The organism is Stenotrophomonas sp. YJH_SMC_123 (assembly GCF_059368215.1).
Genome location: NZ_JCAFRM010000001.1, coordinates 547,392 through 558,340 on the forward strand (window position 1 = coordinate 547,392; position 10,949 = coordinate 558,340).

At 67.2% G+C, this 10,949-nt stretch carries 15 protein-coding genes; 10 read left to right on the forward strand and 5 right to left on the reverse strand.

Features of this window, described 5'->3' with window-relative positions; all coding sequences use genetic code 11:
• Positions 1–44: 44 nt before the first annotated feature.
• From petA to AC5P5W_RS02515, 5 genes are all read left to right on the forward strand, one after another.
• Entirely contained in the window at positions 45–665 is a 621-nt protein-coding gene (petA, locus tag AC5P5W_RS02495) for a ubiquinol-cytochrome c reductase iron-sulfur subunit (protein WP_004151998.1), read from the forward strand.
• Complete coding sequence (locus tag AC5P5W_RS02500) at positions 665–1,924, forward strand: cytochrome b (RefSeq protein WP_495220809.1); 1,260 nt, start codon at positions 665–667, stop codon at positions 1,922–1,924. Before petA ends, AC5P5W_RS02500 begins: the two co-directional genes overlap by 1 nt.
• Positions 1,917–2,666 carry a cytochrome c1 gene (locus AC5P5W_RS02505; RefSeq protein ID WP_032960911.1) on the forward strand — a complete coding sequence of 250 codons (750 nt, stop codon included), beginning with the start codon at positions 1,917–1,919 and terminating at the stop codon, positions 2,664–2,666. The genes AC5P5W_RS02500 and AC5P5W_RS02505 overlap by 8 nt, the downstream gene beginning before the upstream one ends.
• Before the next feature lie 134 nt (positions 2,667–2,800).
• Positions 2,801–3,436 (forward strand): glutathione S-transferase N-terminal domain-containing protein, encoded by a 636-nt coding sequence (locus AC5P5W_RS02510; RefSeq protein WP_005408842.1) that lies wholly within the window; start codon positions 2,801–2,803, stop codon positions 3,434–3,436.
• 84 nt (positions 3,437–3,520) lie between these two features.
• Positions 3,521–3,973 (forward strand): ClpXP protease specificity-enhancing factor, encoded by a 453-nt coding sequence (locus tag AC5P5W_RS02515; RefSeq protein WP_014646584.1) that lies wholly within the window; start codon positions 3,521–3,523, stop codon positions 3,971–3,973.
• A 104-nt stretch (positions 3,974–4,077) separates the two neighbouring features.
• Here the strand turns inward: AC5P5W_RS02515 and AC5P5W_RS02520 are convergent, their stop codons facing one another.
• From AC5P5W_RS02520 to AC5P5W_RS02535, 4 genes are all read right to left on the reverse strand, one after another.
• Complete coding sequence (locus AC5P5W_RS02520; RefSeq protein WP_005415950.1) at positions 4,078–4,428, reverse strand: DUF3301 domain-containing protein; 351 nt, start codon at positions 4,426–4,428, stop codon at positions 4,078–4,080.
• A gap of 67 nt (positions 4,429–4,495) precedes the next feature.
• Positions 4,496–5,485 (reverse strand): DUF2272 domain-containing protein, encoded by a 990-nt coding sequence (locus tag AC5P5W_RS02525; RefSeq protein WP_142234485.1) that lies wholly within the window; start codon positions 5,483–5,485, stop codon positions 4,496–4,498.
• Between the two features lie 180 nt (positions 5,486–5,665).
• Positions 5,666–6,517, reverse strand: a complete 852-nt coding sequence (nadC, locus tag AC5P5W_RS02530; RefSeq protein WP_014646586.1) for a carboxylating nicotinate-nucleotide diphosphorylase — start codon at positions 6,515–6,517, stop codon at positions 5,666–5,668.
• Complete coding sequence (locus tag AC5P5W_RS02535; protein ID WP_014036599.1) at positions 6,514–6,783, reverse strand: Trm112 family protein; 270 nt, start codon at positions 6,781–6,783, stop codon at positions 6,514–6,516. Before AC5P5W_RS02535 ends, nadC begins: the two co-directional genes overlap by 4 nt.
• A 58-nt stretch (positions 6,784–6,841) precedes the next feature.
• Here AC5P5W_RS02535 and purE point away from each other — a divergent pair, with 58 nt between their 5' ends.
• From purE to AC5P5W_RS02550, 3 genes are all read left to right on the forward strand, one after another.
• Positions 6,842–7,345 (forward strand): 5-(carboxyamino)imidazole ribonucleotide mutase, encoded by a 504-nt coding sequence (purE, locus tag AC5P5W_RS02540; RefSeq protein WP_005412808.1) that lies wholly within the window; start codon positions 6,842–6,844, stop codon positions 7,343–7,345.
• Positions 7,342–8,490 carry a 5-(carboxyamino)imidazole ribonucleotide synthase gene (locus AC5P5W_RS02545; protein ID WP_032960908.1) on the forward strand — a complete coding sequence of 383 codons (1,149 nt, stop codon included), beginning with the start codon at positions 7,342–7,344 and terminating at the stop codon, positions 8,488–8,490. The genes purE and AC5P5W_RS02545 overlap by 4 nt, the downstream gene beginning before the upstream one ends.
• Before the next feature lie 125 nt (positions 8,491–8,615).
• Positions 8,616–8,957, forward strand: a complete 342-nt coding sequence (locus tag AC5P5W_RS02550; protein WP_004152082.1) for a carboxymuconolactone decarboxylase family protein — start codon at positions 8,616–8,618, stop codon at positions 8,955–8,957.
• Positions 8,958–9,032: 75 nt separating this feature from the next.
• On the opposite strand, the gene AC5P5W_RS02555 is transcribed toward AC5P5W_RS02550, so the two are convergent.
• Positions 9,033–9,611 (reverse strand): superoxide dismutase, encoded by a 579-nt coding sequence (locus AC5P5W_RS02555; RefSeq protein ID WP_014646588.1) that lies wholly within the window; start codon positions 9,609–9,611, stop codon positions 9,033–9,035.
• A 120-nt stretch (positions 9,612–9,731) separates the two neighbouring features.
• Here AC5P5W_RS02555 and grxD point away from each other — a divergent pair, with 120 nt between their 5' ends.
• The gene (gene grxD / locus AC5P5W_RS02560; protein WP_005415957.1) at positions 9,732–10,052 is read left to right on the forward strand and encodes a Grx4 family monothiol glutaredoxin; all 321 of its coding nucleotides are present in this window, start codon (positions 9,732–9,734) and stop codon (positions 10,050–10,052) included.
• Positions 10,049–10,825, forward strand: coding sequence for an SDR family NAD(P)-dependent oxidoreductase (locus AC5P5W_RS02565; protein WP_197574137.1), 777 nt, complete (start codon positions 10,049–10,051; stop codon positions 10,823–10,825). The genes grxD and AC5P5W_RS02565 overlap by 4 nt, the downstream gene beginning before the upstream one ends.
• The last annotated feature ends 124 nt before the right edge of the window (positions 10,826–10,949 follow it).

Genomic DNA, 10,949 nt, shown 5'->3' on the forward strand with positions numbered 1-10,949 from the left:
CCGCTGGCAGCCTTAAAGCTACCTAATCAATATCGGAGTGCCGGATGGCCAACGATGGGGTACACGATCCAGTCAACACCGGACGTCGGCGTTTTCTTTCTGCCACCACAGCCGTGGTGGGCGCCGTCGGCGTCGGATTCACCGCTGTTCCTTTCATCAAATCCTGGAACCCCAGTGCCCGTGCCAAGCTTGCCGGCGCACCGGTGGTGGCCGACATCAGCGCCCTGCAGGAAGGCCAACGCCTGATCGTGGAATGGCGTGGCCAGCCGATCTGGATCGTCAAGCGGTCCAAGGCGATCCTCGATGCACTGCACGGGCTCGATGGCCGCCTCAAGGACCCCGAGTCCGGCGAGAAGGACCAGCAGCCGGACTACGTGCTGAAGCAGAACCCCGAGCTGCGCTCGATCAAGCCGGACATTTCCGTGCTGGTCGGCCTGTGCACGCACCTGGGCTGTTCGCCGGAAATGGTCGCCGAGATCCGGCCTGAACCCTATGACCCGCAGTGGAAGGGCGGCTACTTCTGCCCCTGCCACAAGTCGCGCTTCGACATGTCCGGCCGCGTCTTCAAGGACGTGCCGGCGCCGATCAACCTGAAGGTGCCCGCGCACCATTACCAGGACGACAACACCATCATCATCGGTGTCGATCCGCAGGGGGCAGCCTGATGGCCAATATCCTCGCTCGTACCGCCAGCGGCGTGGCCGACTGGGTCAATGCCCGCGCGCCGGGCCTGATGCCGGTCTACCGCAAGCACGTCACCGAGTACTACGCGCCGAAGAACTTCAACATCTGGTACTACTTCGGTTCGCTGGCGCTGCTGGTTCTGGTCAACCAGATCGTCACCGGCATCTTCCTGACGATGCACTACAAGACCAACGCCGCCGAGGCGTTCGGCTCCATCGAATACATCATGCGTGATGTGGAGTGGGGCTGGCTGATCCGCTACATGCACTCCACCGGGGCCTCGCTGTTCTTCATCGTGGTCTACCTGCACATGTTCCGCGGCCTGCTGTACGGCAGTTACCAGAAGCCGCGCGAGCTGGTGTGGATCCTGGGCATGCTGATCTACCTGGTGCTGATGGCCGAAGCCTTCATGGGCTACGTGCTGCCGTGGGGGCAGATGTCGTTCTGGGGCGCCAAGGTGATCATTTCGCTGTTCGGCGCGATACCGGTGATCGGCAACGGCCTGACCGAGTGGATCATGGGCGACTACCTGCCCAGTGACGCCACGCTCAACCGCTTCTTCGCGCTGCACGTCATCGCACTGCCGCTGGTGCTGCTGTTGCTGGTGGTGCTGCACCTGGGCGCGCTGCACGAGGTGGGGTCGAACAACCCCGATGGCGTGGAGATCAAGAAGGGGCCCAAGGGCAACCGCTGGTCGCCGAACGCCCCGGCCGACGGCATTCCGTTCCATCCGTACTACACGCTCAAGGATGGCGTCGGTGCCGGCTTCCTGCTGATCATCGCCGCCTTCATCATCTTCTTCGCCCCCGGTTTCGGCGGCCTGTTCCTGGAGCACGACAACTTCACCGAAGCCAACCGCCTGGTGACCCCGGAACACATCAAGCCGGTCTGGTACTACACGCCGTACTACGCGATGTTGCGCGTGGTGCCGAACAAGCTGGGCGGCGTGCTGGTGATGTTCTCGGCCATCGCGATCCTGTTCCTGGTGCCGTGGCTGGACAAGGCGAAGGTGAAATCGGTGCGCTGCCGCGGCTGGATCTCGAAGGTGATGCTGGGCGTGCTGGCGGTGTGCTTCGTGTGGCTGGGCGTGATTGGTTCCGGCCCGGGCACCGATGTGCACGAGACCTACATCGGGCGGGTGTTGACCTTCCTGTACTTCGCGTTCTTCATCACCATGCCGCTATGGACAAGGTTGGACAGGACCAAGCCGGTACCGGAGAGGGTGACCACGCATGACTGAGCGCTGGATGGTCCGGCTGGCCCTGGCGGCCACCCTGATGCTGGGCAGTTTCCTGGCCTCCGCCGCCGAAGGCGGCACCCCGCTGCTGCAGGCCGGCAACGACCTCGGTGACCGCGCCTCGCTGCAGCGCGGCGCGCAGCTGTACATGAACTACTGCTCCGGCTGCCACGCATTGAAGTACCTGCGCTATTCGCGGATGGCGCAGGACCTCGGCCTGACCGAGGAAGAGGTGATGAACAACCTCAACTTCACCGGCTCGGCGATCGGCGACCCGATCCCGGTGGCGATGCCCAAGGAGAACGCGGAGAAGTGGTTCGGCAAGATGCCGCCCGATCTCAGCCTGATCTCGCGCGTGCGGGGCAGTGACTGGGTCTACACCTATCTCAAGTCGTTCTATCTGGACAGCAGCCGCCCGCTGGGCTGGAACAACGCGCTGTTCGCCAATGCCTCCATGCCCAACCCGCTGTGGGAGATGCAGGGCCTGCAGCATGCGGTGCACGGCAAGGCGGAAGCGCCTGGCATGGACCCGCCGGTGACCGGCCTGAAAATCGAAACGCCCGGGTCGGTCGATGCCGGCCAGTACGATCAGGCCGTTCGGGACATCACCAACTTCCTCGAATACGCCGGTGAACCGGCCGCGCTCAAGCGGCAGCAGCTGGGCGTATGGGTGATCCTGTTCCTGGCCCTGCTGACTTTCCTGCTGTACCTGCTGAAGAAGGAATACTGGAAGGACGTCCACTGATTCTGCCGCCGGCCATCGCCCGGGCCTATTGGCTTTTGTGATGGTCGGTTGCACACTCGGGGGGGAGTCGACCGCTGGCACGGTGCCGGCGGCGCCGATGCGGCAGGCGGTCTCCTGTCGTGGGAGAGCCTTTGATGGCGGCGAGCGTACGCATGCGCAATACACTGACGCTGTTTTCCTCGAACGACGACGTACTGTGCCACCGGGTACGCCTGGTGCTGGCGGCCAAGGGGGTCACCTTCGACTTTGTCCCGGTCGATCCGCAGAACCCGCCTGAAGACCTGATCGATCTCAATCCGTACCACTCGGTGCCGACCCTGGTCGAGCGCGAGCTGGTGCTGTACGCCGCGTCGGTGGTCAGCGAATACTTGGACGAACGCTACCCGCATCCTCCGCTGATGCCGGTCGATCCGCTCTCGCGTGCGCGTATCCGCTTGGCCATGCTGCGCATCGAGCACGACTGGGTACCGCAGGTGCAGGCCATCCAGCTGGGCAACAAGACCCAGGCCGAGGCCGGCCGCAAGCGCCTGAAGGAACTGCTGACCGCCTCGCTGCCGCTGTTCAAGGCCAGCAAGTTCTTCCTCAATCCGGAAATGAGCCTGGCCGACTGTGCAATGGCACCGATCATCTGGCGCCTGCAGTCGCTGGACGTGCCGCTGCCGAAGGACGGCAAGGCGATCGAGGACTATGGCAACCGCATCTTCCGTCACCCGGGTTTCGTCCGCAGCCTGACCGACCAGGAAAAGAAGCTGCGCGATCTGCCGGTCTGATCCGACCTTGCGTAACCCGTCTGCACGCCGACCGGCGTGCAGGCGATCCGCCCCGGCGGGGCGCCGGGCGCGTACACTTCACGCATGACCGAAGACTTCTTCCACATGACCAGCCACCGCCCGTACCTGCTGCGGGCGCTGGTGGAATGGATCAACGACAACCAGCTGACCCCGCACATCCTGGTCGACGCCGGCGTCCCCGGCGTGCAGGTGCCGCCTTCGGCGGTCAAGGATGGCCGGGTCGTGCTCAACATCGCCGAACGCGCCGTCGTGCGGCTGATGATCGACAACGAAATGGTGAGCTTCTCGGCCCGCTTCTCCGGCACCAGCTACCCGGTGCAGGTACCGATCAGCGCCGTGCTGGCGGTCTATGCCCGCGAGACCGGGCAGGGCATGGCGCTGCCGGATGACATTCCGGGCAGCGAGACCGCGCCGACCAGTGACGAACTGCTGCACGAGGACGGCACGCCGCCGGACGATACGCCACCGGCCAGTCCACCGCCCAAGGGCCGCCCGAACCTGCGCGTGGTCAAGTAACCATTCCGACGCCGCCCCGATGGGCGGCGTCTTCCTTTGCAGGTTTTACCGGTGGGTGCCGGAATTGTGTGGGTGCCGACCGTTGGTCGGCACACCTTCAGTTCTTACACATCCTCGGCATCCTCCACATCCGGCCGGATCTGGCTGATCCGCGCGGCACCGGGGCCGGTGAACGAGATCAGCTGGTCGCCGCGCAGCACCATGCGGCCCACGTGGCGATCGATGCCATCGTAGGAATACTCGAACTTGAAGGTGCGCTCGAAACCGAGCCGTCCGTCCTCGCCACGCGACAGTCGCAGGCCGGTGGCATGTACCGCCTGATCCAGCCACTGCACGTCGGCAGCGCGGCAGGCATTGCGGCCCAGCTCGACCGCGCGCTCGGCGGCCGAACGCGCCGCATTCCAGAAGAAATAGATGATTCCGCCGGCAATCAGCAACAACAGCAGGGTGGGCATGGCGTCAGCCGTCAGAGGTGGATCCGGCAAAGATGGCGGCGAACGCGCGCTGGATCAAGCGCTGCACTCACCGCCGTGGCTGCGGTTCGCTGGACATCGGTGATGCGGGCACGTTAGACGGCACCGTCTGCATCGGCGCGGCGGAGGGCGAAGGCATCACCAATGGCGCGGTCGCCGTCAGCTGCAGCAGCGCTGCCCAGTCCTGGCGGTTGAAGCTGCATTCGTCCTCGCGGCCCGGCGTGCAGCTGGGCTCGATGCCGGTGCTGTTGCGTTCGCGCGCCGGCGGCAGCTTGATCAACCCGGTGCGGTCCAGCGGCAGCAGTCGCATCGCCACCGTGTTCATCACGTTGCCGCCCACCAGGTACAGGGTCTGGTCGCCCCCCAGGTTGGCGGCCACCACTACTTCGCAATGTGATTTCCAATGGGCCACCGAACCGTTGCCCAGTGCCTGCACCAGCCCACTGTAGCTGAGCGTGGTGCTGCGATCGCGCAGGAAGCACAGCAGGTCGCCCGGTGCGGGCTTTGCGGTCGCGGGATCGACCAGCCGGTACGGCACGCCCGAGGGTCCGCCCTGGTACGCGGCACGGATGTAGTCGATGTGGCGTGGCGACGCGTTGAAGCCGGGGACGCCGGACTGCACCATCACCCAGGAAATGAACGCGGCCGACCACGGGTTGTCGATCAGGAAGGTGCGGCAGTCGCTGTCGGTGTAGCGCGTGCCCAGTGGTGCCAGACAGCTGCTGGCGCCGGCGATGCTGCCCATCGCGTTGAGCGTGCCGCTGTTGCGCCAGTAGCCGGCCACGCGCTGCCAGGCAATCAGCCCGTTGTCGGCCAGATGTTCGTTCTCGGCCTCGGTGACACTCAGGCTCGCCGCGCGGCCATCGCGATCGATGAAAGGCCGGAACCAGAGCCGGTGTTCATTGCAGGCAGTATTGCGGATGGCCACCGCCAATGGGCTCAGGCCGAAACGCGGTGGCACATCGCAGGCTTCGGCCGCCGCTGCGGATAGGGGTGCCGCGGCCAGCAGCAGACAGGCAGGCAAGAGCATCCGGCGCATGCGCGGCTCCTGTGGGGGATGCCGGCAGCGTCGCAGAGGCGGCCGTAGCCGAGCCGTGAAGGCGTCCCGGGTCGTGTAGAGCCGAGCCCATGCTCGGCTCATCGCGCGAAGCGCGCGCAGGGCGTGCCGCAAATCGACAAGCAGCCGAGCGTAGGCTCGGCTCTACAAGTCCTGCAGGCCTCAGCCCGGCGGTGGGCCGAGCTTCAACGACAGATCGATGGCCTGCACGTGCTTGGTCAGGCCGCCGATGGAGATGCAGTCGACGCCATCCTCGGCGATCGAGCGCAGGCCACCCAGGCCGACACTGCCGGACACTTCCAGCGGAATGCGGCCGGCCGTGATGCGTACCGCCTCGCGGCGCAGGTCGGGGCTGAAGTCGTCCAGCAGGATGCGTTCGCAACCAGCGTCGAGCGCCTGGCGCAGCTGCGCCAGATCCTCGACCTCGACCACCAGCGGCAGCGCAGGCCACTGCCGGCGTGCGCCCGCCACGGCGTCGGCCAGTGAACCGGCAGCGCGGATGTGGTTCTCCTTCAGCATCACCGTGTCGTACAGGCCGAAACGATGGTTCTCGCCACCGCCGCAGCGCACCGCGTACTTCTGCGCCAGGCGCAGGCCGGGCAGGGTCTTGCGGGTGTCAAGGATGCGCGTGCCGGTACCGGCCACCGCCGCCACGTAGCGGGCGGTGGTGGTTGCCGTACCGGACAGCGTCTGCAGGAAGTTGAGCGAGGTGCGTTCGGCGCTGACCAGGCTGCGGCTGCGCCCATGCAGCAGGGCCAGCACGGTGCCTGCGGTGACCGCGTCGCCGTCGGAAACCTGCCATTCGATGCGTACGTCCGGGTCGAGCGCGCGGTGGGTGGCGTCGAACCAGGGGCGGCCGGCGATCACCCCGTCCTGCTTGCACAGCAGGTAGGCGCTGTCGGCCTGGTCGGGCAGCAGGGCGGCGGTGACATCACCGCTGCCCAGGTCCTCGGCCAGTGCACGCGCGACATCGGCGGCGACAACGGCCGCATCCGGCGTCGGCAGCGTGCTCATGCGGTCGGGAAATCGGCGATCTGGGCGGTCGGGATGGCTTCCTCGGCCAGCAGCACCGGGATGCCGTCGTCGACGCGGAAGACCTGCTTGCGGTCGCGGGTAACCAGCGCTTCGCGCAGCGGCTGCGCCAGCGGGTTGCCATCGGCCTTGTTCACCGCGCCGGCGGAAATGGCCTTGTTGAGGGCTTCCAGGCCCTTGCCATCCAGCAGGGACAGGGGCTGGCGGGTGTCCGGCGACACCAGCAGGTCGAGCAGCTTGCGATCCATGGTTCTTCGTCTTGCGTGGAAGATGGCTAGAATACGTCTTTAAGGCAGGTGACGGCCAATGACCCCCAACCCGATCGCGCCGCTTGTCGGCATCGTCATGGGTTCCCGTTCCGACTGGGAAACCATGCAGCACGCCGCCCAGAAGCTTGAAGCACTGGGTGTTCCGTTCGAAGTGAAGGTGGTGTCCGCGCATCGGACGCCGGATGTGTTGTTCAGTTACGCCGAGCAGGCGGGCCCGCGCGGCCTGCGCGCGATCATCGCCGGTGCCGGCGGGGCCGCGCACCTGCCAGGCATGATCGCCGCCAAGACCGCCGTGCCGGTGCTCGGCGTGCCGGTGCAGTCCAAGGCCCTCAACGGCATGGATTCGCTGCTGTCGATCGTGCAGATGCCGGCCGGTATCCCGGTCGCCACCTTCGCCATCGGCAATGCCGGCGCGTCCAACGCGGCGCTGTTCGCCGCCGCGATGCTGGCCAGCGACCAGCCGGCGATCGGCCAGGCGCTCGACGCCTTCCGTGCACGCCAGACCGAAGACGTGATGGCCCACGACGATCCGCGCCAATGAGCCTGACCGTCGGCATCCTGGGCGGCGGCCAGCTCGCCCGCATGATGGTCCTGGCCGGTGCGCCGCTGGGGCTGCGCTTCGAACTGTATGACCCGGCGGCCGACGCCTGCAGCGGCCCGCTGGCGCCGCTCACCGTCGGTGCCTTCGACGACCGCCAGGCGCTGGCGGACTTCGCTGCCAAGGTCGATGTGGTCACCTTCGATTTCGAGAATGTGCCCGCCGACAGTGCACAGTTCCTGGCCGACCGCGTGCCGGTCTACCCGCCGCCGGCCGCGCTGGCGGTGGCCCAGGACCGGTTGAGCGAGAAGACCCTGTTCCAGCAGCTGGGCATCCCGCTGCCGGCCTTCGCTGATATCCGCAGCCGCGACGAGCTGGCGGCGAAAGCCGTCGAATTCGGCCTGCCGTGCATCCTCAAGACCCGCCGCCTGGGCTACGACGGCAAGGGCCAGTTCCGCCTGCGCAGCGAAGCCGACATTGATGCCGCCTGGGATGCGCTGGGTGCACAGGTCGAGCGCACCGGACTGATCCTGGAGGGCTTCGTGGCCTTCCAGCGCGAGGTCAGCGTGGTGGCCGTGCGTGGCCGCGATGGCAGTTTCGAAGCCTGGCCGATCACCGGCAACTGGCATGTCGACGGTGTGCTGTCGGCCAGCGTGGCCCCGGCCGTGCTGTCCGCCGCCGAGCAGCAGGCAGCCATCGGCTATGCACGCCGTGTCGCCGAACACCTGCAGTACGTCGGCGTGTTCGCGCTGGAACTGTTCTGCCGCGATGGCGAGCTGCTGGCCAACGAGATGGCGCCACGCGTGCACAACTCCGGGCACTGGACCATCGAAGGCAGCGAGACCTCGCAGTTCGAGAACCACCTGCGCGCCGTGCTGGGCCTGCCGTTGGGCAGCACCCGCATGCTCGGCCATGCCTGCATGCTGAACTGGCTGGGCCGGATGCCCGACCCGTTGCCGGTGCTGGCCCAGGCCAGTGGCCACTGGCATGACTATGGCAAGGAGTCGCGCGAAGGCCGCAAGGTCGGCCATGCCACATTGCGCGATGACGATGCCGCAGCACTGGCCGACGCGTTGGACCAGGTGGGCCTGGAACTGGACCGCCAGGCCCAGGTGGCACCGGCGGTGCACGCGCTGCGCAACCGCTGAACGCGGGCGTGCCGGCGTGCTGCCGGCAGACCCCTGTATGGCTGCAACGGTGTGGCGCACCGGTGCAGCCATCGGCACAACATTCCCGGTGGTAGCGTGGAGCTCCTTTCACAGGAGTCACGACCATGCTCGACTGGAATGCCTACCGCAAGGAACTGAAGGGCCGCATCGGCGAGATCGGCAAGCTCTCGCCGGATACGGTCAAGGGCTACGCCACCCTGGCCAATGCCGGTGCCCAGACCAACCACCTGGATGCCAAGACCCGGGAGTTGATCGCGCTGGCGGTGGCGGTAACCACCCGCTGTGACGGCTGCATCACCGTGCACGTGGACGCGGCGCTGAAGCATGGCGCCAGCCGCGAGGAAATCGCCGAGGCGCTGGGCGTGGCGGTCTCGCTCAACGCCGGGGCCGCGCTGGTGTACTCGGCGCGGGTGATGGATGCGGTGGCCGCGCACGAGAGCGCGTGAAGCTTCATCTGTAGAGCCGAGCCCATGCTCGGCTGCTGTCCGGCCAGCCGAGCATGGGCTCGGCTCTACAGGGGGTCAGCGCAGCTGGCTCTCGGCGAATTCCCAGTTGACCATCTGCCAGAACGCGTCCAGGTAACGCGCGCGGTCATTCTGGTAGTCGGTGTAGTACGCGTGCTCCCACACGTCGCAGCACAGCAGCGGGGTGCTGTCGCCGGTCAGGGGCGTGCCGGCGTTGCGGGTGGCCTGGATGCCCAGCTGGCCCCCCGGGTGCTGCACCAGCCACACCCAGCCCGAGCCGAACAGGCCCAGTGCAGTGCGGTTGAATTCCTCGCGCAGGCGCTGCGCGTCACCGAACTGGCGCTTGACCAGCTCGCCCAGCCGGCCCTGTGGTTCGCCGCCGCCGCGCGGGCGCAGGCACTGCCAGTAGAAGCCGTGGTTCCAGGCCTGGGCGGCCGCATCGAACAGCGTGCCCTGGGCATGGCGCACGATCTCTTCCAGTGACGCCTCCTCCCACTCGGTGCCGAGGGTGCCGGCGTTGACCGCGTCGACATAGGCGCGGTGGTGGCGGCCGTGATGCAGTTCCACGGTCTGCGCGGACAGGTGGGGCTGCAGGGAGCCGGAGAGGTAGGGCAGGGCGGGCAATTCGACGGGCATGTGCAGGTTCGTGGCCAGGGGACGGCGGCAGCCTGTTCCATCCGCTTACAATGGCGGCTACCGTGGGCAGTCTAGCCGACCATCACGGTCGGGTTGTCCGGCGAAGCAAGGAGTGTGGTTGTGGCGGTGATGCAGCAAATCCAGGCCGAGGTCGATCGTTACCCGCTCGTGCTGTTCATGAAGGGCACCCCGCAGTACCCGATGTGCGGCTTTTCCAGCCGCGCCGTGCAGGCGTTGATGGCTGCCGGCGCCGTCACCCTGCGCACCGTCAACGTGCTCGAAGAACCGGAGATCCGCGCCAACCTGCCGCGCTTCTCCAACCTGCCGACCTTCCCGCAGCTGTTCATCAACGGCGAGTTGATCGGCGGCTGCGACATCGTCATGGAACTGTTTGAATCCGGCGAACTCAAGCGCATCGTCGAAGAGGCGACCCAGGGATGAGTGCCTGGCCGTCAACGTCACCGACTGACGGGGCGCTCGATGGCCGCCCGTTGCAGGACCGCGTGGTGCTGGTTGCCGGTGCCGGCGGCGGGCTGGGCAGTGCGGCGGCGATTGCCGCTGCGGCGGCCGGGGCTACGGTGGTCCTGCTGGGGCGCAAGCCGCGCCGGCTGGACCGGGTCTATGCCCAGGTCCAGGCGGTCGGCGCGGAACCCCTGCTGTACCCGATGGACCTGGAGGGTGCCGGCCCCGATGACTATGCCGAACTGGCCCAGGCCCTGCAGCGTGAGCTGGGGCGGCTGGATGGCCTGCTGGTCTGCGCCGCGCATTTCCCCGGCCTGACCCCGTTCGAGCTGGCCGACCCGGCCAGTTTCGCCCGCGCGGTCCATGTCACCCTGACCGCCCCGGCCTGGCTGGCCCAGGCCTGCCTGCCGCTGCTGCGGCAGCGCGAGGATGCTGCCCTGGTCTTCGCGGTCGATGCCCCCGAACGGGTGGGGCAGGCCTACTGGGGCGGGTATGGCGTGGCCCAGCACGGCCTGCGTGGCCTGATCGGCAGCCTGCACGATGAGCTGGGCCGCAGCCCGGTCCGGGTCAGCGGCCTGTACCCGGGGCCCCTGCGCACGGCCCTGCGTGCCCGCGCCTATTCCGTCGACCAGGACCCGGCCGCGCAAGGGCCCGAAGCGGCCGCCGCTGCGGCCGTCACCCTGTTGTCCCGGGCCGGCCATGCCTGGCGGGGGACGATTCTCGATGCCAGCGAGGCGGTTCCCCGCGAGTGAGCCCCGGGGAAAGGCGGAGTGAAGAGCCCGTCACGATTGCGTTGCGAACCGGTGCCGTTTGTCGCACAACCGTCACATTGATGGCGTAGCGTGTTAATCTAGTGTTAACCGTTATGGCTGCCTT